23 protein-coding genes are annotated in these 22,127 nt (G+C 53.4%); 2 read left to right on the top strand and 21 right to left on the bottom strand.

Features of this window, described 5'->3' with window-relative positions:
• Nucleotides 1-27: 27 nt before the first annotated feature.
• A complete protein-coding gene (locus B0W44_RS13425) occupies nt 28-465 on the bottom strand; it encodes a cobalamin B12-binding domain-containing protein (protein WP_077720470.1) in 438 nt (145 codons plus the stop codon).
• A 297-nt stretch (nt 466-762) separates the two neighbouring features.
• On the opposite strand from B0W44_RS13425, the gene B0W44_RS18220 reads away from it, so the two are divergent.
• Complete coding sequence (locus B0W44_RS18220; protein ID WP_169835580.1) at nt 763-933, top strand: hypothetical protein; 171 nt, start codon at nt 763-765, stop codon at nt 931-933.
• Nucleotides 934-999: 66 nt separating this feature from the next.
• Here the strand turns inward: B0W44_RS18220 and B0W44_RS13420 are convergent, their stop codons facing one another.
• The 5 genes from B0W44_RS13420 to B0W44_RS13400 all read right to left on the bottom strand — a co-directional run bounded on the left by B0W44_RS13420 (nt 1,000) and on the right by B0W44_RS13400 (nt 7,045).
• The gene (locus B0W44_RS13420) at nt 1,000-2,217 is read right to left on the bottom strand and encodes a dihydrolipoamide acetyltransferase family protein (protein ID WP_077721403.1); all 1,218 of its coding nucleotides are present in this window, start codon (nt 2,215-2,217) and stop codon (nt 1,000-1,002) included.
• A 22-nt stretch (nt 2,218-2,239) separates the two neighbouring features.
• A complete protein-coding gene (locus tag B0W44_RS13415) occupies nt 2,240-3,223 on the bottom strand; it encodes an alpha-ketoacid dehydrogenase subunit beta (RefSeq protein WP_077720469.1) in 984 nt (327 codons plus the stop codon).
• Between the two features lie 80 nt (nt 3,224-3,303).
• Nucleotides 3,304-4,245, bottom strand: a complete 942-nt coding sequence (locus B0W44_RS13410; protein ID WP_077721402.1) for a thiamine pyrophosphate-dependent dehydrogenase E1 component subunit alpha — start codon at nt 4,243-4,245, stop codon at nt 3,304-3,306.
• 156 nt (nt 4,246-4,401) lie between these two features.
• Nucleotides 4,402-5,826, bottom strand: a complete 1,425-nt coding sequence (lpdA, locus tag B0W44_RS13405; protein ID WP_077720468.1) for a dihydrolipoyl dehydrogenase — start codon at nt 5,824-5,826, stop codon at nt 4,402-4,404.
• 112 nt (nt 5,827-5,938) lie between these two features.
• Nucleotides 5,939-7,045, bottom strand: coding sequence for a Leu/Phe/Val dehydrogenase (locus tag B0W44_RS13400; protein WP_077720467.1), 1,107 nt, complete (start codon nt 7,043-7,045; stop codon nt 5,939-5,941).
• 154 nt (nt 7,046-7,199) lie between these two features.
• Here B0W44_RS13400 and B0W44_RS13395 point away from each other — a divergent pair, with 154 nt between their 5' ends.
• Entirely contained in the window at nt 7,200-7,490 is a 291-nt protein-coding gene (locus tag B0W44_RS13395) for a DUF2627 family protein (RefSeq protein ID WP_169835579.1), read from the top strand.
• 5 nt (nt 7,491-7,495) lie between these two features.
• On the opposite strand, the gene B0W44_RS18940 is transcribed toward B0W44_RS13395, so the two are convergent.
• The 15 genes from B0W44_RS18940 to B0W44_RS13325 form a co-directional block, all read right to left on the bottom strand.
• Nucleotides 7,496-7,630, bottom strand: a complete 135-nt coding sequence (locus B0W44_RS18940; RefSeq protein WP_257788051.1) for a hypothetical protein — start codon at nt 7,628-7,630, stop codon at nt 7,496-7,498.
• Entirely contained in the window at nt 7,627-8,352 is a 726-nt protein-coding gene (locus tag B0W44_RS13390) for a hypothetical protein (protein ID WP_077720465.1), read from the bottom strand. The genes B0W44_RS18940 and B0W44_RS13390 overlap by 4 nt, the downstream gene beginning before the upstream one ends.
• Complete coding sequence (locus B0W44_RS13385; RefSeq protein WP_077720464.1) at nt 8,352-9,026, bottom strand: glycosyltransferase family 2 protein; 675 nt, start codon at nt 9,024-9,026, stop codon at nt 8,352-8,354. The genes B0W44_RS13390 and B0W44_RS13385 overlap by 1 nt, the downstream gene beginning before the upstream one ends.
• 12 nt (nt 9,027-9,038) lie before the next feature.
• Entirely contained in the window at nt 9,039-9,653 is a 615-nt protein-coding gene (locus B0W44_RS13380) for a copper transporter (protein WP_077720463.1), read from the bottom strand.
• 31 nt (nt 9,654-9,684) lie between these two features.
• Nucleotides 9,685-10,857 (bottom strand): putative cytokinetic ring protein SteA, encoded by a 1,173-nt coding sequence (steA, locus tag B0W44_RS13375; protein WP_228441155.1) that lies wholly within the window; start codon nt 10,855-10,857, stop codon nt 9,685-9,687.
• Between the two features lie 107 nt (nt 10,858-10,964).
• The gene (gene spo0A / locus B0W44_RS13370) at nt 10,965-11,696 is read right to left on the bottom strand and encodes a sporulation transcription factor Spo0A (protein ID WP_418304101.1); all 732 of its coding nucleotides are present in this window, start codon (nt 11,694-11,696) and stop codon (nt 10,965-10,967) included.
• 136 nt (nt 11,697-11,832) lie between these two features.
• Entirely contained in the window at nt 11,833-13,194 is a 1,362-nt protein-coding gene (spoIVB, locus tag B0W44_RS13365) for a SpoIVB peptidase (protein ID WP_077720462.1), read from the bottom strand.
• Between the two features lie 198 nt (nt 13,195-13,392).
• The gene (gene recN, locus B0W44_RS13360; protein WP_077720461.1) at nt 13,393-15,099 is read right to left on the bottom strand and encodes a DNA repair protein RecN; all 1,707 of its coding nucleotides are present in this window, start codon (nt 15,097-15,099) and stop codon (nt 13,393-13,395) included.
• 15 nt (nt 15,100-15,114) lie between these two features.
• Nucleotides 15,115-15,561: a transcriptional regulator AhrC/ArgR gene (gene ahrC, locus B0W44_RS13355; RefSeq protein WP_077720460.1), complete on the bottom strand. Its 447-nt coding sequence runs from the start codon at nt 15,559-15,561 to the stop codon at nt 15,115-15,117.
• Nucleotides 15,558-16,481 carry an NAD(+)/NADH kinase gene (locus B0W44_RS13350; protein WP_077720459.1) on the bottom strand — a complete coding sequence of 308 codons (924 nt, stop codon included), beginning with the start codon at nt 16,479-16,481 and terminating at the stop codon, nt 15,558-15,560. Before B0W44_RS13350 ends, ahrC begins: the two co-directional genes overlap by 4 nt.
• Nucleotides 16,482-16,931: a hypothetical protein gene (locus B0W44_RS13345; RefSeq protein ID WP_169835578.1), complete on the bottom strand. Its 450-nt coding sequence runs from the start codon at nt 16,929-16,931 to the stop codon at nt 16,482-16,484. It lies immediately after the preceding gene.
• 296 nt (nt 16,932-17,227) lie between these two features.
• Nucleotides 17,228-18,046, bottom strand: coding sequence for a TlyA family RNA methyltransferase (locus tag B0W44_RS13340; RefSeq protein WP_077720457.1), 819 nt, complete (start codon nt 18,044-18,046; stop codon nt 17,228-17,230).
• Nucleotide 18,047: 1 nt separating this feature from the next.
• Entirely contained in the window at nt 18,048-19,934 is a 1,887-nt protein-coding gene (gene dxs, locus B0W44_RS13335; protein ID WP_077720456.1) for a 1-deoxy-D-xylulose-5-phosphate synthase, read from the bottom strand.
• Nucleotides 19,898-20,548, bottom strand: coding sequence for a hypothetical protein (locus B0W44_RS13330; RefSeq protein WP_077721399.1), 651 nt, complete (start codon nt 20,546-20,548; stop codon nt 19,898-19,900). Before B0W44_RS13330 ends, dxs begins: the two co-directional genes overlap by 37 nt.
• Nucleotides 20,549-21,225: 677 nt before the next feature.
• Entirely contained in the window at nt 21,226-22,125 is a 900-nt protein-coding gene (locus B0W44_RS13325) for a polyprenyl synthetase family protein (RefSeq protein WP_228441150.1), read from the bottom strand.
• Nucleotides 22,126-22,127 lie beyond the last annotated feature (2 nt).

The following is a 22,127-nucleotide window of genomic DNA, read 5'->3' as shown; positions in this document are numbered from 1 at the left end:
TCCTCCCTCCACTCCCACACACCATTGTCACACAAAAGCATCCTGAAGACAAACTGCGTTCCTTCTCTCAGTCTCACTTAATCGTTCCCGAATGTACGCTGCGACATCGGCCGTTCGCGTACCCGGTGTAAAAATTTTAGCGATACCTTGCGACAGTAAATACGGAATATCCCGGTCGGGGATGATGCCGCCCCCGATCACGAGCACATTCCCCGCCCCTCGCTCTTTGAGGAGGCGTACGACCTCTGGAAACAGGGCGTTGTGCGCACCGGACAAACAAGAGAGGCCGACGCAATCGACATTGGCTCGAATCGCCGCATCCGCAATCTGATCAGGCCTTTTGCGGATACCCGTGTACGTTACCTCCATGCCCGCGTCGCGAAGCCCTTGTGCGATCACGCGGGCTCCTCGGTCATGTCCGTCTAGACCCGGTTTGGCGATAAGCACTTTGATTTTCCTGTCCAAGTGGGACACCTCCCTTCAACGATTTGCTTTTCATGGACAATGCCTGTCTTTTTCGCTACAATAATAGATTGAGGTGACGAAACCATGAAGCGCAGACTGCTCATGAAAGCGGTCGTTCTCCTCATCGTTTTTAGTATGGTCTTGTCGACAGTTTTAATGAGTGTCGTGCACCTCATGTGATTGAAAACTGTCATAAAGTGTTCATGAAAATGCAGGGGGTATTCCCGAGCTTTTTGGTTTATACTTAAACGTAAATGTGCTTTTCAACGAAGATAACGAAATAAGTGGTGATGAATCATGATGTTAGCGATTTTAGCCCTTGTGACCGTCCTCGCTTTTTGGGGAACACTTAAAAACAAGAGAACAAACAACAAGTTCGGAGCGGTAGTCGGCGGAGTGTTCAGCGTTGCCCTCCTCGCCATCACGGTCCTCGCAGCTTTGTTTGAATTTGGCATTATCAGTGCGTAATCGTCTTGACTAAAAAACGAGCTCCCTCACTGTGAGGGGGCTCGTTTCGTCATGTCGTCCTCTGACTCAATACAACGGCGTTTCGTCTCCGAACGATTCCATCTGGTGTTTGACTGACTGCATAAACTTGCCCGCCAGCGCTCCGTCCAGAATGCGGTGGTCCAACGACAGGCAAAAGTGGACCATATCGCGAATGGCAATGGCGTCGTTGACAACTACTGGCCGCTTGACAATGGATTCCATACTGATGATGGCTGCCTGCGGAACATTAATGATCGGATTGGAAGCGATGGAGCCGAACGTCCCTGTGTTGTTGACAGTGAACGTGCCTCCTCTCGTGTCACTGACGGACAGTTCTCCGGCGGCCACTTTGTGGATGAGTTTGCCCAACGCTTTGGCAATGCCTGAAATGCTCAAGGAATCCGCATGACGAATCACAGGGACGTGCAGAGCATCATCGCCTGCTATCGCCACTGAAATGTTAATCTCCTTCTTCTCAATAATTTTATCCCCCGCCCAGACAGCGTTGAGCCGAGGATACTGTTTCAACGATTCCACTACCGCTTTTATAAAAAACGGCAAATACGTCAGACGCACGCCTTCCCGGGCGAGAAATTCGTCTTTCACTCTCTCGCGCAGACGCACCAGTCCGGTGACATCCGCCTCTACCATCATCCAAGCGTGAGGGATTTCTTGTTTGCTTTTCACCATACGCTCTGCAATCGTGCGGCGGACTGGGTCGAGTTCAATCTCCCGGTCACCGGTACTTTGCACAACGGCTCCCGTTTCCTTTCGCTCGATGTCTGGTTGCGCGGACGACGTGACCGTTGATTGAACCGTCAATTTTTTCTGTTTCTCAATGTAGGCGAGTACATCTTTGCGGGTCACGCGTCCGCCGCGCCCACTGCCTTCAATGAGCCCGAGCTCAATGTCGTGTTCTTGGGCCAACCTCAAGACTGCAGGGGAATAACGCCGTTTTGAATCAGCGCCTTCCTCTCCTTCAGCGGCACCTTTTTTTGGGCGAACACTTTTGCCACCCTCATCCTCGTTTTTTTCAATGGTGCAAATGACATCGCCCACGGCAACCGTCGATCCGGCTTCGACTACAATGTCAACCAAAGTACCAGCCGCCGTCGCCGGGACTTCGGCGCTCACTTTATCCGTCGTCACTTCACAGAGCGGCTCGTAGAGCTGGATACGCTCACCGAGCTGTTTTAACCAAGTGGTAATCGTTCCTTCCGTCACACTCTCTCCGAGTTGCGGCATCGTCACCTTTTCACGCATCACGACCTTCACCTCCTCTTCATCAAAATTCGGCCAAATCGCGAATCGCCTGCTCGACCTTCTGCTCGTTTAACATGTACTCTCTTTCCAGAGGAGTGCTGAAGGGCATGGCCGGAACGTCCGGTCCACCCAAACGCACAATCGGGGCATCGAGATCGAACAATGCCTCTTCTGCCACAATCGCCGACACTTCCCCACCGACACCGCCTGTTTTGTTGTCTTCGTGAACGATGAGCACCTTGCCGGTCTTTCGCGCTGCGTCGACAATCGCTTTCCGATCCAGCGGCCGAATGGTGCGCAAATCCAGGACGTGCACACTGATGCCCTCTGTCTCCAGCTTCTCCGCCGCTTTCAATGCGAAGTGCAGTGTCAGGCCGTAACTGATGACCGTGACGTCCGTCCCTTCCCGCTTCACTTCTGCCTTGCCGATGGGAACAGTGAACGGTTCATCGGGCACTTCCCCTTTAATCAAACGGTAGCAGCGTTTGTGCTCCAGAAAGAGGACCGGGTCGTTGTCCCGGATGGACGATACGAGCAGACCGTACACGTCGTACGGTGTAGCCGGCATGACGATTTTCAAACCGGCCACACCGGAGAAGAACGATTCGACGCACTGGGAGTGGTAAAGGGCTCCGTGCACTCCCCCTCCGTAAGGGGCGCGGACAACGAGGGGGCAATGCCAGTCGTTGTTCGAGCGGTAGCGCATTTTGGCAGCTTCACTCACCATTTGGTTTACCGCGGGCATAATAAAATCGGCGAATTGGATCTCGGCCACCGGGCGCATGCCGTAAGCAGCAGCGCCGACTGAAGCCCCGACGATGAGCGCTTCTGAGAGCGGCGAGTCGATCACCCGCTCTTCTCCGAAAAGATCGATCAAACCGTCGGTAGCGCGAAAAACGCCGCCGCGGACGCCCACGTCTTCGCCGATAACAAACACTTTTTCGTCGCGCTGCATCTCATCTTTCAGCGCTTTTGTCACTGCTTCAATGTAGGATAAGATCGCCATAGACTTCCTCCATTCAAAAAGGTCGAAAGACTCGATCAACTAAGCTCGCACCGTCTGCCGAAAAACACTCCAACCTCGCCCTAGTTTTCCTCGTACACGTATTTGTACAAACTGTCCGCCGGCGGATAAGGAGCAGCTTCTGCGTACCGCGTCGCTTCATCCACTTCTTGTGAAATGGACTCTTCTAATTCGCGCTCCTTCTCCTCGGTCAAAAGGCCGACGTCGCGCAAGTACTTGCGAAAGGTCACGATGGCGTCCTGCTTCCGGGCCTCTTCCACTTCTTCTCGGCTGCGATAGCTGCGGTCATCGTCATCACTGGAATGCGGCGTGAAGCGGTACGTCCTGGCCTCGATCAACGTCGGGCCGTCCCCGTACCTAGCACGGTCGACGGCTTGTTTCACCACTTCGTAGACAGCTAACGGGTCGTTCCCATCCACTGACACACCCGGAAAACCGTACCCGACTGCCCTGTCGGCGACACTGGCACAGGCGAGCTGCTTTCTCTCTGGCACGGAAATCGCGTAACCGTTGTTCTCACAGAAGAAAATGACCGGTAAGCGGTGTACCCCGGCAAAATTGCACGCTTCGTGAAACTCCCCTTGGTTCGTCGACCCTTCGCCCAGCGAGACGAGTGTGACGATCGGCTTTTTTTCCATTTTTACCGCCAGTGCAATCCCTGTCGCGTGGGGAAGCTGTGTCGCGACGGGACTGGAGCCGCTTAAAATGCGGCGGCGCCGATCGCCGTAGTGTCCCGGCATTTGCCGTCCACCGCTATTCGGGTCTTCAGCTTTCGCGAATGTTGACAACATAATCTCCCGGGCAGTTTGCCCGAACGCCATCACCATCGTTAAATCCCGGTAGTACGGGCATAAGTAATCGACGTCGCGGTTTAAGGCGAATACGGCGCCGGCTTGAGCTCCTTCCTGTCCCTGGCACGAAATGGCAAACGGAATTTTGCCCGCTCTATTTAACAGCCAAATGCGTTCGTCCACTTTCCGCGCAAGCAACATGTACGTATACATCTCGAAAAGGTCATCGTCCGTCAAACCGAGTTGTTTATGGCGTTCACTCACCGCACGTCCCTCCTTCACTATTTTGAAAATACAAACGAAACGGTCTTCGGCACATGCCCCACCCTGCACCACGTACGTGATGCGCGACTGTATGAGGGCGGGCCTTCACGCACCGTGAATGGATGCGCCTTCCACGTCCAGCGCGGCTTCACCCAACGCTTCCGACAGTGACGGGTGGGGGCGAACGACTTGCGACAGCTCCCACGGCGTCGCATCGAGCAAGCGGGCCAAACCGGCTTCGGAAATGAGATCCGTCACACGGGAGCCGATCATGTGTACACCTAACACGTCGTCCGTCTCAGCGTCGGCTACAATTTTTACAAAGCCGTCTGCATCTCCGTGTACAAGGGCTTTACTCATGGAGCGGAACGAGATGTTTCCGGTTTTTGTCGCATATCCCAAAGCCGATGCTTCCTGCTCACTGAGACCGACACTGGCCACCTCCGGGCGACTGTACGTGCAACGCGGAACAAACCGCGGGTTCAACGGCTCGGGATTCAACCCCGCCATGTGCTCGACGGCGATCACTCCTTCACGAGAGGCGACGTGTGCCAATTGGTAACCGCCGACAACGTCCCCAATGGCGTACACGTGAGGTTCGGACGTCTGCATCCACTCATTCACTTCGATAAACCCGTTCACCACTTGAATGTCGGTATTGGACAATCCGATGTCGTCCACATTCGCTTCCCGCCCGACCGACAGCAAAACCCGTTCGGCGGTGAGTTTCTGCCTCTCTCCTCCGCACCCTATATGTAAACTGACCGCACCTTGTTCTACCGTTACCGATTCGGGCTGTACATTCGTCTGCGTCAACAACTGGACACCGCGCTTTTGAAGCAGACGCGTCATTTCACGGCTGATGTCTTCGTCCTCGAAGGGCAAAATGCGGTCTGCACTTTCAACGATGGTCACGCGTACCCCGAAATCGCTCAACATCGATGCCCATTCTACCCCGATGGCGCCGCCGCCGACGATGACGACTGAATCGGGGAGGCGGTCGAGTTCCAACATGTGATCCGAGTAGAGGATGTGGTTCCCGTCGGCAGTGACACCTTTCAGTTCCCGCGGACGGGATCCCGTGGCGATAATTAAGTGTTTCGGTTTGAGCACGCCCCCTTTTCCATCACTTTGTTCAACGGTGACGACGCCTGTTTGCGGAGAAAAAATAGAAGCCCCCATTATTCTCCCGGTGCCGTGATAGACTTCAATATTATGTTTGCGGAGTAAGTACTGAACACCTTTATGTAATCGGGACACGATGCCGCGCTTTCGTTCCTGAATTCGGATGAGATCCACTTTTGCCTCTCCCGTCAGGATACCGTAGTCACCGGCGCATCTGACCGTATCGAACACTTCGGCACTCTTGAGCAATGTCTTGCTCGGGATGCAACCTTTGTGCAAACAGACGCCGCCGACTTTTTCCCGTTCGACGACAGCCACCCTCATGCCGAGTTGAGCAGCCCGCACTGCGGCCACGTAGCCGCCGGGACCGGCCCCGATGACAACTAAGTTGTATGCCTCTTCCACTCACGCTCCCCCTTCTATACTTTCAACGAGTTCCGCCTTTCACGTAACGTCAAACTTTGGAATAAAATGCCCCTCGTCACATTATATGTGTTTCCAAGCTTTCCGCAACCGTCTAATGTCGGCCGCGGCGCAAGTGAAACACGTTTTTTTCATCTCTTACAAACGGGTTCCGGGACCGACGGATCGACTGTATTCTCTCTTCCGCCATCCGGTCTGCTGCCTGATAACTCGGAATGCCGTCCCTCTCGGCAATGGCAAAGACGTTCAACACCGTATCGTAAATAGATTCTACTTTTTTCATCGCCCTCTCCCGATTGTAACCTATCAGCTCATCTGCGATATTGATCACTCCCCCTGCATTGATGACGTAGTCAGGTGCGTACACGATCCCCCGCTCCTCCAGCATTTTCCCGTGCCTTTCTTCCTTGAGCTGGTTGTTGGCCGCCCCTGCCACCACACGGCAATTTAACATCGGAATCGTCTCATCGTTCAGGACGCCTCCCAGTGCGTTCGGCGAAAAGATATCGCAAGCGACCCCGTAAATATCTTGAACCCCTACGGCTTCTGCCCCAAACTGTTCGACGGCGCGTTGCACGCGCTCCTCATTCAAGTCTGTGACGACCAATTTCGCTCCTTCCTCACTCAAGTGTCGACACAAGTTGAAAGCGACATTGCCCAGTCCTTGGACCGCTACCGTCTTGCCGTTTAAGTCGTCACTGCCAAACGCCACGTTGGCTGCAGCTTTCATTCCCTGGTAGACACCGTACGCCGTCACAGGAGATGGATTCCCCCCTGAACCGAATGCCGGTGACACACCGGTGACATAATCCGTCTCTTCGTAAATGGTGTCCATGTCTTCCTCTGTCGTCCCGACGTCCTCGGCTGTTATGTAACGTCCGTTTAAGCCTTGCACATAGCGGCCGAAGGCGCGAAACAGCTCTTCTGATTTGTCTTTGTTCGGGTCCCCGATAATGACCGCTTTTCCACCGCCCAAGTTCAACCCGGCGACGGCGTTTTTGTACGTCATGCCCCGCGCCAACCGCAACACGTCTTGAACCGCCTCTTGTTCCGACTCGTACGTCCACATCCGGACACCGCCGAGAGCGGGACCTAACGTCGTGTCGTGAATGGCGATAATGGCGCGCAGTCCAGAATTTTCATCGTGGCAAAAGACGAGTTCTTCATAGTCGTATTGGGAAAGTTGAGCAAAAATCTCCATCGTCATCCTCCTTGTTTCCTTCTGTCAGTAACCGTTTGCAATTTAAACGCACCTATTCCTATGATAACGATTTTGCGCCTCATTTCCCACCTCCTCGCTTATTTTTTTAATTGTGTGCACATTTGTCAACTCACCTTTATTTCGTTAAGATGGGGTGAGAAAGGGTGAATGGCAGATGATGAGACAGCGACTGGAGCGCATCGTAGCCCTCATGCTTCTCGCCATCCCGGCAGCGGGCGGAGTGCTTGGCTGGAAATGGATGCGAGATGCGACTTTTTCCGCTTTCGGAAGCGGAAACTTCTTTGCCGAAGTGTTGACGGATTGGCGAGCGTACACCGGGCTGGCCTTGTTTGTACTCGCCATCTTATACCTCGGCAGTTTTATTTTTTATCGAGATGCGAAACAAAAACGCATTCAGCCGAAACTGCGCCGGAAAAAGGACTGATGTGGTCACGGTTTTGCTCTTCCCCAACTGTCCAGCTTTTTCAACCAAGAAATGCGGTTAATCAGTTCGGTCAACGAGTACCGTTCAGCGTAAATGTGCCCTGCTGCAAACAGGAAAACGACGGCGCCGCAAACTGTCACAGGCAGAGTGAGGGCGGAAAAAATGCCCAGTTGCATTCCGAGCAGATTGGCGCCGCTGTCGCCGAGCATAACCCGCCCCCGAGGTCTTCCCGAACCGTCGCCGCTGCTAACAACATGAGAGGGGTAAACAAAAAGACGAACGGTTCTGGCCAAGCAACGAGAAACAAACTGACGGCGCCGAGCAAATAAAATTTGATGGCACGCCCAGGACGCAGGTCTAGTAAGTTTAACCAGTTCGTACTGAGAGCGATGAGTAAGCCGTCGATCGCCCACTCCCACACACTGCTGCTCGTCACCCGTGCCGCCGCGAATGCTGCAACGCCTCCCCCCAATGCTTTGAGCAAACCTGTCGTGAACACTCCGTTTTTCGCAAGTACAGCGATGTGACCTCTAAACCCTTTCGCCGTGTGATCACCAAGCGTATCGTCTAACCACCCCAACAAGACGATCCACATACTCGTCGTACCGACAGTCCAGTACAAATCGGCTCCGTCATGGCCCACGAGGTCCAACAAAAAAAACGGAGCGATGAAGGCATAGACAGCAGCATACGCGAACAACAGCACGAGACCGTAACCCGTCGGTACGACGTCTCCTGCGTAATTCGTGGCGACGACGGTGTGGTGCCGCAGGAACGTCACGCCAAACGGAACGACAATGCGCCCTACACTCCAGGCCAGCAAAACTGTGCCGAGGAGCACGAGGGGAAATGACACGCCCATCACGTCGTCCTCCACAAACGGTACAGCGTTTTGGAAATGTGGACGAACTGTTTTCCCCGGTGAACAAATCCGGCCACGTTTCTCCCCGTTTCCCGGTGGCGAAAACTCACTGGAATTTCACATACGCGAAATCCGCTTCTAAGCGTCTCGACGGTCAGGTACACTTCGATTCCAAAACCGTGGGCAAGGGGTGGGATCCGCTCCAGCAGCCGTCGTCTCATGGCCCGTTGACCGGAAAGCGGTGCTGTCATCCGCTTCCCAGTTAACGATTTGACTCCTTGAGCAGCTAACGTCTTCACCAAACCGAAGCCCCCTTTTGTTTCTGCTGGAGGAAAGGAGGCGACAGACATGTCACATTGGTCGGAGATGACGGGCTCAATTAAGTTTTCGGCCAATGCCGCCGTAGCCCCTAAGTCGGCATCGAGGAACACGATAACGTCCCCTTTAGACTTTCGCCATCCGAGATCGAGAGCGGGTCCCTTCCCGTGATTGTGCTCGCGGCGTATGAGGACATCGGCCCACTCCCGGGCAATGTCGTACGTGTTGTCCGCACTCCCGTCGTCCACGACGACGATCTCGTCGACACTGTTCAACTGTTTAATCGCGTGCAACGTCTCTCCGATGCGGTCACTTTCATTGTAAGCTGGTACGACGACAGATATGTCACGTGGCATGACGGTCCTCCTTTAAGGGGGCGGAATCACTTCCTGCAAAAACTTTAAGAACTTGTATTCCGACAACACTTCAGACAAGGACCCGTTGTACGGATAAATGCGGGCCCCCTGCCATTCGCGCGCCGCTTCTGTCGTCGTGTGCACGACGATGGGGGCGCCGTACAGCAGTTGCAAATCCCGCAAAACGTCCCGATTGACTTGATCGAGATAGCTGTCCCCCATCAGCACAACAGCGTCTACGTCGTCTTGCGTATACGTCAAAGAGTCCAGTGTCCGCGCGTGTCCTCCTGCCCACTCAATCATTTTCTTCAAGCGTTTCGCCTGTCTGTGGTCCGAAGAATATACGACAAAAAACCGGTCGCTTAGCGCATCTCCCACGGTTAACCGCAACAGTTCGTCTGTTTTGTCTTTCTCCTTTCGATACGCTTTTTGCACCTTGTTTAAACTCGCGCTCAATTCGCGATTTTGTGTCACTTGTTCGTCGTAATGACGTTCCAACTGGTCAATGAGTCCTTGCTGCTTTTCAGATAGCCATTGCTGGCCAAGGGAACCACCGAGCAAAATGCCGAGACCGAGGGCTAAAAAAACGGACATCACTGTGACTAAATGATAGCGAGCGGAAACCACGACAATCCTCCTACATTGAAATCCATCACCCTTATGAAAAGATCATGCGTAAGTGAAGCCACAACATGCGCATCATGTGCCGAAAGTCGGGATTAATCCCGAACAGTGCGATGACGGGGAAGGCAGAACTCATCGCTAAATACGTCAATTCCCGCCTGCGGTACTTCCCTTGGTACAAAATGTTCACACCTTTGGCATCAACGAGCCGTGTGCCGATTTTCATGCGCACGAGGAGGGTCGACGCCATCCCTTTGCGCCCTTTTTCCAAAAAATCGACCATGTGCGAGTGCGTTCCCAAAGCGACAATCAGGGTGGCTTTCTTTTCGAACGCCAACAACATCGCCACGTCTTCACTCGTTCCGATGGCGGGGACGATGTGTGCCGTGAGACCGAGTTTTTCTACCCTGTCCAAGCCCGGTGCTTTTCCGTCCGGGTAGGCGTGTACGATCAACTCTGCTCCCGAACAGAGGGCGCGGTCTGAGACAGAATCCATGTCGCCGACAATTAAGTCCGGTGTGAAGTGGTTGTCCAACAGGGCGTCGGCTCCGCCGTCGACGCCGATCAAAACTGGACGGTAATCTTTAATGTAAGGGCGAATGGCCCGCAAGTCGGCCTTGTAGTTTGCTCCCCTTACGACCACGACGACGTGCCGGCCTTTGATTTTCGTCCGCAGCTCCGGGAGCGGCAACGGTTTCGTCACAAAATGTTTTTCTTTGGCAGCATACGACAGCGTATTGTCGATGAACTGCTCCAATGCCTGTTCCACATTGTCGTGTGCCTGTTTTGTCAAGGCGGACAACCGTTTCTGCGTGAGCCGATTTCCTTTACCGGCTGCAACACGTTTCCCGGATTCATCCACATAGCCGAATCGTTCACCGTCCATCCAGACCGTCATCCCGTCGGAGAAAACGTCCATCCACACCTCGTCAATCCCGTCCAAGACCGGAATGCCTGCCTGGACGAGTATTTCCGGGCCGGGGGTGGGGTACGTCCCGCTAAACGTATCAGAACAGTTGAGGACTGCGCTGACGCCCTTTTCGATGAGCCCTTTCGCCGCCACCTGATCCAAGTCACAGTGGTGAATGAGGGCTATTTCTCCCGGTTTTATTCGCTTGATCAGTCGTTTTGTACTTCTGTCCACTACGACAGCAGCTTGAACTTCCGCCTTTCCACGGCTGGAAAAAACGGACTTCGGCCATGGCAAGGATTTTCACCTCACGCGTTTACCTTTAGTATGCGCAGTTGTTGTGCCGGCATGCAAAAACCCCCACCGTTCAAAAGTACGGTGGGGGGACGAGCTTTCACGACTCTTTACCCGACTTTATGTTCAATGCGCAGCTTGTCCGCTACCATGGCAATAAATTCACTGTTGGTCGGTTTCGCTTTAGACATGTTAATCGTGTGGCCAAACAGGGAACTGATCGAATCGATGTTCCCTCGATTCCACGCTACTTCGATGGCATGGCGAATGGCTCGTTCCACCCGGCTCGGCGTCGTGTTGTATTTTTCGGCAATTTTCGGGTATAACACTTTTGTGATGGAGCCGAGGAGTTCAATGTCGTAGTACACCATCGTGATCGCGTCGCGCAAGTACATGTACCCTTTGATGTGGGCCGGAACGCCAATTTCGTGAATAATGTCCGTTATATTGGAATCGAGATGCCGTTCTTTTTTGGCTGCCGTTTGCACGGGGTGCGGCAGTTTTTTTGCGGAAGAGTCGCCACTCACCATCTGCCGTATGCGATTCGTCAGAACCTCCATGTCAAACGGTTTCAGTATGTAGTAAGAGGCCCCTAGTTCCACCGCCCTCTGCGTGATCGTCTCGTGACCGAATGCCGTGAGCATAATGATTTTAGGCCTCGGGTTGAGCTCCATGTGTTGAATGTGTTCCAAAACGCCCAGCCCGTCCAAATGGGGCATAATGATGTCTAGAATTAAAATGTCGGGCGTCTCTTCTTGAATCAGATCCAGTACGTCATTGCCGTTGTAGGCCAAGCCCGTAACCGTCATATCGTCCTGCGCGTCGATCCATTCTTGCATCATGTCTGTAAATTCGCGATTATCGTCTGCTAAAAGAATTTTTATGGACTCCAACTTAAACCCTCCTGTGTCTCTACCCTCTTTACAGTATTTATTTTCGACATTCAATTTTTATCTCCTCCTTTTTTCTTACTAATATTTACCGTAAATGTTCGACAAAAAAATCGGGGGGTGATGCCCCGATTTTTTCGTCCATTTCATTTAATTTTATTCCTGCTTCTTGCAGCATCCATTCTAGAAACGTCCCGTACCCCGATGTCGGGTCATTGACAAAGACGTGGGTGACGGCTCCGACAAGTTTTCCGTCCTGTATAATCGGGCTGCCGCTCATGCCCTGGACAATGCCGCCCGTCTTGTTCAGCAACCGTTCGTCGGTCACTTTGATGATCATCCCTTTAGTGGCAGCGTACTTCTGCTCGATGACATTTACAATTTCAATGTCGTACTTTTCCACTCTCTGGCCTTCGACGACAGTGTAAATGTGTGCCGGCCCCTCTTTGACGTCCTCCATCAGTCCGACGGGAATGGCTTTGTCTGTGTAGCAATGATCCGGCAACTCCGTCATTTTGCCGAATATGCCGAAGCGGGAATTTTTCTCAATATTCCCTAAAACCTCGTCCTCATTAAAAAAGATCGCTCGCTTTTCACCCGGTTTTCCAGAAGCGCCTTTCTCCACCGCTGTGACATTTGATTGAACAATTTTCCCGCCCCCCGCGGGTATCGGTTCGCCGGTATCTGTGTCGGAAATGACATGACCGAGCGCCCCGTATACGCGATGTTCCGGATCATAAAAGGTTAACGTCCCGACTCCAGACGTGGCATTGCGTATATAGAGCCCAAGGCGGTACACCTGACTTTCAGTGGCGCGAACCGGTTTTAACGTAACGGACAGCTGTTTGTTGCCCCGGGCAAGTAAAATGTCAATGTCCTCGTCACGTTCGCCCGCCTGCTGGACGATCCCGTCCACTTGCTCAGGCTTTATCAGTTTGACGCCGTTCATTTTTAGCAAGCGGTCGCCCACTCGAATGTCTGCTGCTTGGCCGGGAGATATGTCTTTACCGTCGCTTTCGACGTGATGGTGACCGACGACGAGCATTCCCTCAGAACGCAACTTCACTCCGATGGACTGGCCACCCGGTATGACTTTCAACTCCGGAATGACCCGCACGTTCATGGTTTTTATCGGCAATGCGCCAAACAGTTTTAACCGAACCGTCGTTTGACCTTTTTTGGCGGAATGCATTTTGAACGGTTGGTTCAAGTCGACTGGCACTGTCGACGAACGATTGCCGTTAATACGGACGACTTCCGGATCTGACACTTGCGCCGTGGCCGTGGCCGGCATTCCGATTTTCCATATCTTCTCTGCTCCGTTAAGCATTCTAATGTCTTTCGGTATGGAAAAAAACTGTTGAAAACCGGGAGTCGTTGAGACGAATACGATCAAGACCACGAGGGCAAGACCGACACATTTTTTTGTTTGTCTTCGGTCCAAAAACATCACACTCCGATCGCGGCCTACCTAAGCCATACCTTTGATGACCGTTCATCGTATCCCTTAAATTGAGCTGACTCCTCGTCGGCCATACGGCATAAATCATTCCACAAAAAAAAGAAACTGCCTCTTGTGTCAGCGGTCAACAGGAAATGGAAACACGAGACCTCTAACGGTAATATGGCAGTTCAGGTGGTAAAATATTCATGCGCCTTTTTTGCTTTGAGCCGCTAAACGCAGCATCTCCTCCGCATGTTGTTTCGTTTTTTGAGTGACTTCCACGCCGCCTAACATGCGGGCCAGTTCGTTGATGCGATCTTGCTGCGACAGAACGCGCACGTTCGTTACGGCACTGTCTGACTCCACTTGTTTGTCGATGTAAAAATGGCAGTCTGCCATGCTGGCCACTTGCGGCAAGTGGGTGACACACAGCACCTGACGCTTTTTGGCAATGCGGTACAACTTTTCAGCAATAGCCTGGGCAGCCCGGCCGCTTACACCTGTATCAATTTCGTCAAAAATCAAAGTTCCCGCTTCGTCCACGTCGTGGAAAATCGTTTTCAGCGCCAGCATGACCCGCGACAATTCGCCGCCCGACGCTATTTTGGCCAACGGTTTGGGCGGTTCTCCAGGATTGGGCGAAATGGTAAACCGCAACCGATCCCAGCCGTCTTTGTATAGGGGCCTGTCCTCTTCGGCACGGGCCAACGCTTGAAATTCGATTCTAAACGTCGTCTGTTTCATATGTAACTGGGCAAGCTCCCGCTCCACTTCCTGCTCAAGGGTCCGCGCCGCTTCACGTCGCATTTGGCTCAGTCCGCGCGCTTTGACAATTAACTGTTTTTGTAACTCATCCAAACGGGATTTGAGTTCCGCCGAGTGGAATTCGCGGTTTTTCAATACGTCCAGTTCCGCCTCCACTCTTTCCCCGTATTGAATGATGTCGCGAACAGTCGAACCGTACTTGCGCTTCAGCTGTTCGATCACGTGTAGTCTGGCTTCGACTTCGTTTAATTCCCGTTCGTCAAACTCCTGCCCCTCCGCTTGTCGCCCTAACGTCACCGCCGCTTCTTCCAGTTGATAGTACGCATTTCTCACCATTTCTGCGACGTCGTTCAGTTCCGGATCGTATCCGGCGGCTGTCTCTACCTGGGCCAAGGCGCGGCTGATGTCGTTCATCACCTGGCCGTCGCTTTTCAAGGTATAGTAAGCGTCCTGAACGTGTTGCACCAGCTTTTCCATATGGGCCAGCTTTTGACGCCGCCTTTGCAGACGCTCCTCTTCGTCTTCTGACAATCGAGCAGCGGCGATTTCCTTAGCTTGAAATTCGAGGAGGTCGATGCGCTGAACCGTTTCGCGTTCCCCTTCTGTCAAACGACGGTGGTCGTGTTCGACTTGCCGGTATTCACTGTACAGCTGGCGGTACTCCTGCTTGAGCCGCTGTAGCTGCTCCCCGGCGTAGGCGTCCAGCCAGGCCACGTGTTCTTCTTCGCGCAGCAGTGATTGATGGTCGTGTTGACCGTGTACGTCAATGAACAGCGACCCGATCTGTCTTAACATCGTCAGTGTGACGATTTGCCCGTTTACCCGACAGGTACTCTTGCCGTTTTGGGCAATGTCCCGTTTAATGAGCAACGTTCCGTCATCGTCTGCATTCAGACCGTAGTCGTCCAACTTTTGCCATACGGGGTGTTTCTCCGGAAATTCGAACAGGGCGGCGATCTCCGCTTTTTTTGCCCCATGGCGGACAAGTTCAGACGAACCGCGAGCACCGAGGACGAGGGAGATCGCGTCGATCATGATGGATTTGCCTGCACCGGTTTCCCCTGTCAAGACGTGTAAACCGGAACCGAACGTCAACTCGACTGAATCAATGACAGCCAAATTGCGAATTGACAATGCGCGGATCACCCGTCGACACCTCCCTTACAACATGTCCAGGAAACGGTTGACAAGTACCGGGCATTGCGACTCTTCACGGCAAATGATGAGAATGGTGTCATCTCCGGCGATCGTGCCCATCACTTCTTTCCAGTCGAGGTTGTCGAGCAGGGCCGCTATAGCATGCGCATTTCCCGGCAGTGTTTTCATGACGATAAAGCAGTGGCTGTAGTCCACGCCCACAAAACTGTCCGCGAGCAAACGCCGCAATTTCTGCAGCGGGTCGAACCGCCTGTCCGCCGGTAGAGAGTACTTGTAGCGGCCGCCGGAGGTGGGCACTTTCACGAGGCGGAGCTCTTTGATGTCGCGGGAAACGGTGGCCTGCGTGACGTTGTACCCTTCGGCTCTCAACCGCTCGACCAGCTCTTCTTGCGTCTCAATCTCGTAGTTGGTGACAATTTCCCGAATTTTAATTTGTCGCTGCCCTTTCATTTTTTAACCTCCAACTGCGGCACATCCCCGGTGTCCCCCTGAAGTTTCTTGCGGACGACGTCAAAGAAAGAGCTCTCTTCCCACTTCACGAGCAGTGTGTTGTACGGCGCGCGGCGCACGCGGATAATGTCATCGACCTTCAGTTTAAATCCTAATTGTCCGTCTATCGTTAAACCGATGTCTTCATGGGTGGCGTCCACACGAATGTGCAAGCAGTCTTCAGCCGAAAGAACAATTGGCCGCGCGTTGAGGGTGTGGGGGCAGATAGGAGTGACGAGGAGGACGTCGACTCGCGGACTGACGATCGGCCCACCTGCGGACAGTGAATAAGCTGTAGAGCCAGTCGGACTGGAAACAATGACTCCGTCTCCCGAATACGTTCCCAAATAAATATCGTCTACGTAGACGTCATTCGTAATTAAACGGCTGAAAGAACCTTTGGCGATTCCGACGTCGTTTAACGCACAACTCTGCTCCAGCTTATGGTTCCCGCGAATGACTTCCGTTTCCAGCATCATCCGCTTCTCTACAGTGTATTGCCCGTGGAGAACCTTTTCTACCGCATCTTCCAGACTGTCAGGCTCTGCTTCAGACAAAAAGCCGAGATGCCCCAGGTTGAACCCGAGAATCGGAATGTGGTGGCGGGCAAACTTGCGGGCAATGCCCAGCAACGTCCCGTCTCCTCCGAGCACAAACACCATGTCCACGTGTTTAGGAAAGCGGTCGAGGGACAGAGCTACGTCCGGTCGTCCCAGCTGTTGCGCGATTCCATCTTCAATCAAGGCCCTGGCTCCGTGCTTTTCCAGCAGGTAGAGCAATTCCCTCGCGACAATGCGAGCATTCGGTTTCCCGGGGTTCACAGCAAGTCCGATAGTCGTCAATCGCTTCACCTCATGTGTCGTCGTATACGGTGACGCCATTCAGTATAGCCAGAAAAACGTCAGTCCTACACCTAACAAAAATGAAACGACTCCCCATCTCAGCCGGTGCATCTTGAAAGAAGAGCGGAGGTCTATGTCGACGTGTTTAATGCGCGTTTTGTCTGCGCTGACAACGACGATCCCATCTGCCTGGAAAGCCAAACATACGGCGAGAAACCGTTCCCGGACGCGCTTGACCGTCACCGCCTCCCCCTCTTCTCTCTCAACCTTTACAACGTACTTGCGTCCGTTTTGGCGAACGATGCAGTCGACACTCATGATAACGTCGGTTTCTCTGTCGCCGATATCGACTTTCACCGGAATTTTAGCCTTGCCGGAAACGATGTCGTACCCTTCTTCCTTTAACAGTTCAACCAATTTACCAGACGTTGGGATGGTGCCAGATGACAAACCGCGACGCCTTTTCGCAAAGTACCACGCCCATGCCACTAGCAGTAAGACAATCAGCACATAGACGAAACCGTCACCACGCTCGAGCACGCCAATCACCCCACTATGACCATTCGCCGTAAAACAGCGAAATCCTCCCTTTCGGTAACTTTGCTTGCCACGATACCGCCAAATCCTTCGGAGTGAATCTGACGCGGACGCACCATCCCCTTCCGTTGCGATGCCAGACTCCCGTTAACACTCCACAGCGGTCCATGGGAGTAGGTTAGCGTACTCTTTTTCTGCACCACGGAGCAATACTTTTTCCAACTACGTGGGCGAGTCTCGGCCGGGTATTAGTATAAGTGACTGTGGGCGCGATAGACGGTCGCCTCTACGAGCTGACGCAAGTCGTCATCCGAGAGTTTCGGCTCGTCCTGTTTGACCCAGTGCACTAAAAATTCGATATTCCCTTCGCCGCCGGTAATCGGCGAGTACGTTAAATGGAGCACGTGAAAACCGTTGGACTCCGCCGCGTCAAAGACGTCAAACAGTACGGAACGGTGGACAGATGGGTCGCGCACAACACCTTTTTTTCCGACTAGATTCCGGCCGGCTTCAAATTGCGGTTTAACGAGGGAGAGTACATCGCCGTGGGGAGGCAGGACCTGCTTTAACACCGGCAGTATTTTGTCCAACGATATAAACGACACGTCGACCACCGCCACGTCCGGCCTCGGGTCTCGAAATGCGTCCGGCGAAACGTGCCGGAAATTCGTTCGCTCCATCACGGTGACGCGCGGGTCTTGACGCAATTTCCAGGCGAGCTGTCCATAGCCAACGTCCACAGCGTACACGTGCCGGGCGCCGTGCTGAAGGGCGCAATCTGTAAAACCGCCGGTCGAAGCACCGACGTCGACGACAACGGCACCGTCCATCTCAAATTCAAAAACTCGAAGGGCTTTCTCTAGCTTTAATCCACCCCGGCTGACATACGGGTGCAGCGGTGCGTCGACCTCCACTTTCGCGTGGCACGGCACTTTCGTTCCCGCCTTGACCACTGTCTCTCCGTCAACGCGCACTAAACCGGCCATAATGGCGGCCTTTGCCTTTTCCCGCGTCCAAAAGCGTCCCTTTTCCACAAGGAGGACGTCCAGTCGCACTTTCCGTTCCAAATTACGCTCTCCGTCTTCGCTTTAATGCCATTTTGCGAGCCTTCGCAGCAATGTTTTCAACAGTGAGCCCGACTTCTTCCCGCAGCTCGCGAACGCTGCCGTGCTCGACAAAGTAGTCCGGTACACCCATCGTTTGCACGGCCATGTGGTAAATGTGGTGTTGGGCGTAAAACTCCAATACGGCGCTGCCAAAACCGCCCGCCGTAACTCCCTCCTCAATGGTGACAATTGGCATGTCGTCGTTTGCCTGTTGCAACAGCATGTCCGCATCGAGGGGTTTGGCAAATCGGGCGTTAATGACTCTAGCGTGAATACCTTCCTTTTGCAACGCGTGTGCCGCTTTTAACGCGAGGGACACCATCGGGCCAAACGCCAACAGCGTGACGTCTTGCCCCTCGTGCAGCATTTCCGACTGGCCGATGGGAATGGTGCGAAGCGGTTCGTCCATGGGGACACCCATCCCTTCGCCGCGAGGATACCGCACGGCAATGGGACCGCCGTCGTACTGAAGAGCCGTGTAAATCATGTGGCGAAATTCGTTCTCGTCTTTCGGCATCATGACCGTCATGTTTGGCAAACACCGCAGGAACGCGATATCAAAGACACCTTGATGTGTTTCGCCGTCCGCGCCGACCAGTCCCGCCCGGTCTATGGCCAAAAAGACGTTCAAATTTTGTCGCGCGATATCGTGTATCACTTGATCGTAACCCCGCTGCAAAAAGGTCGAATAAATGGCCAACACCGGTTTTTGTCCTTGGGTCGCAATGCCAGCCGCCAAAGTAGTGGCATGTTGTTCAGCAATTCCGACGTCGAAACAGCGATCCGGGAAGCGTTCCACAAATTTAATCAAACCGCTGCCGCCAAGCATGGCCGGTGTAATGGCAACGATTCGCGGGTCGCGTTCGGCGAGTTGAATTAACGTGTCGGCAAACACGTTTTTGTAGTTCGGTCCTTTCGGCGCACGCTGGAGGGCGCCAGATTCCACCTTCGTCGCACCGACGCTGTGCAGATTGTCAGCCGCTTCTTCAGCCGGCTTGTACCCTTTCCCCTTTTTGGTCACAACGTGAATGAGCACTGGCCCTTTGATTTGGGCACCTTGTTTTAAACTGCTCATAACGTCGTCGATATGATGGCCGTCTACCGGGCCTAAATAGGTAAAGCCGAGCTCTTCGAAAATGACCCCGGAGACAAGTAAGTATTTAATGCTGTCTTTTAACCGTTCCACCGACTTGGCCACTTTTCCCCCGATGGCGGGGATGCGTTTGAGGAGTGTTTCCACTTCCTCTTTTACTTTGTGGTAGTGTTTGTGCGTTCTCAATTTGCCCAAGTAGTTGTACATGGCGCCGACGTTGGGCTCGATGGACATCTCGTTGTCGTTGAGAATGACCATGATGTCTTTCTGTTCATGACCGATGTGGTTTAACGCTTCATAGGCCATGCCGCCGGTCATGGCACCGTCGCCGATCACAGCGATCACTTTGTAGTCGTCTCCGGCCATGTCGCGAGCTGTCGCCATCCCCATCGCCGCCGACAACGACGTGCTACTGTGTCCCGTCTCCCACACGTCGTGTTCACTTTCCGCCCGCTTCGGGAACCCGCACAGTCCTTTGTACTTGCGCAAGGTGTTAAACCGATCAGCTCGGCCCGTCAATATTTTGTGCACGTACGCTTGGTGACCGACGTCCCAGATGATCTTGTCCCGGGGACTGTCAAACAAGTAATGGAGCGCAATCGTCAACTCCACAACCCCGAGGTTCGCCCCCAAGTGACCTCCAGTAAAAAAAAGATTGTCCACTAAAAACTGACGGATTTCTTTGGCCAACTGCGGCAATTGACCGGGAGTTAGCTGTTTCAACTGTTCAGGTGAGTTGATTTTTTCCAATAGCACTGTTTGATCTCCCGCTTTCTGTCCCGTCTTTTGTGTTTTTCTCGTCTGACGTCAAAAAACGTGATGCGAAACCGCGCTTCCAACACATAAAAAACTTTTGCCACATAAAAGACAATGTCGTTGGCATGGGAAATGGCGACCGATTTCCCCAACGCTTTGCCGCCGACCGTCACGGCTGCCACGATGGCCGTCAGCAGCACGTTAATTCCTGCCTGAATCGCACTCGTCGGATTTTGCATCGCCAGCACGATCTGAGTGACGACGGCAAAGGCCACGGCACCGCTCACAATTCCGCTAATGTCTCCGATCACATCATTGCAAAAGTTCGAAAACTGATCCGCCTTGCGGATAATCCCAACAGCTTGTCGTGCGCCGGGCACTTTTTTGGACGCCATAGAGTGAAACGGTTTCTCGTCCGCCGCGGCCGCTGCAATGCCGATGGCGTCGAACACGACGCCGATCAACACGATGACGAACAGCATGCAGAGGCCAATTCCCCAAGACAAGCCGTTGAGAAAAACGGTGGACGTCACTGAAAAAACAGCCGCGAGCACGAACGTGGCGATCGTCACCGTAACCGTCCAGCGCCAAGATCCCCGAAATATGTGAATCATAGTAAGGGTGTACCCTCCGATTGTCTCCTGCGTGAAGGATGGAATGGTAGTTCTCTGAGTAAACATTACGGCTTAGGTCCAGTAGGTTTTCCCAGCGGCACACCAGAACGTTGCCGTTCTTGGCGGTTTCCCTTTACGTGCCACTCGAAAGGGTCTCCCCGTTTCGGACTGGATTGCCACTTAGACCGTACTGTAATCCTCAGAGAACCTTGCTTGATGCAAACAGTCTAGGAGTTTTCCTCAACAGTCTATTCTGCCCCTCCTAGCCTCTTTTGCAGGGCAGATTTCATATCTTGAAAGGAAACGACTGCTCCTTGCCGAGAACGAGCCGTCCGTCAAGATAATCCTCTCTGCTCCCACTCAAGGCAGGCTACGCTGCATCCGGAGGGTGAACCCCGTATGCAGGTTTAAACTCAAGGTGCCGACGACAAACTTGGCGGCATCTTGAGTCCTCCACGGAAGAAGGGTCTTCGCCCACATGCCCTTGTGGATCGCCCTTCAACCTTAACTCTCAGCATCGACCCCCGACGGGGCATCGGAAGCCAACACCAAGAACTTCATCGATGTGCCCTTTAACGGATTTTTAGGCCCGTCTTCGGAGGAAATAGACTGACTAGAATACTGCACCATTCCATCATAAGTATCCACATTATATCATAAGAGCTACCCACCAACAATTATGCCTCACGATCGACTAGGTAGTCCGCTATCTCACAGAGCCACTCTGCTCGGATTCCCGAAGCGGCAGTGACTTGTATTTTCGCCTCCTCCACGAGTGTCTGTACCCGTTTCTTTGATTCGGTCAAACCGATGAGCGCCGGAAACGTCGCCTTGTGTCTCGCTTCGTCACGACCCGTCGGTTTTCCGGTCTTTTCTTGGTCTCCGACGATGTCCAACACGTCATCCTGAATCTGGAAAGCGAGACCGATGTTGTCGGCGTATCGGGTTAAAGCGTCAAGCTGATCGAGAGTCGCTCCAGACAAGATCGCTCCGGCTCTCACCGACAGACGCAGTAACGCCCCTGTTTTGAGGCGGTGAATGTCCGTCAGTTCCTGCACAGACACCGGGTTCGTCTCAGCCAGGATATCTTTCACTTGGCCGCCGACCATCCCTTCGGCCCCTGCCGCATGAGAGGCTTCGTCGATTAACTTGATCAACTTTTCAGCATCGGCGCCTTCCCCAGACGAACATCGAGTCATCAATCCGAACGCTTTCGTCAGCAGAGCATCACCGGCGAGGATAGCCATCGCTTCACCGAAAACTTTGTGATTCGTCGGACGACCTCTTCGCGTGTCGTCGTCATCCATTGACGGCAAGTCGTCGTGAATCAAAGAATAGGTGTGGATCATTTCGATGGCACAGGCAAAAGGCGTGACGGGTTCCAGCGGAGCGCTGAGCGCTTCGGCCACCGTCAAGGTCAACACCGGGCGGAGCCGCTTGCCACCGGCAAAAAGAGAATAGTTCATCGCCTCTTTTAATTCCGCGGGCACGTCCTTTTCTTCTGCCATGACACGGCGGAGCGCTTCATCTATACGTTTCCTTTTGTGGTCCAAGTATTGGGCTAACCGTTCCTTCAACG

This window comes from Novibacillus thermophilus (genome assembly GCF_002005165.1).
GTDB lineage: Bacteria > Bacillota > Bacilli > Thermoactinomycetales > Novibacillaceae > Novibacillus > Novibacillus thermophilus.
Note: the sequence above shows the minus strand (reverse complement) of the source record. Positions and strands in the feature narration are given on the sequence as shown.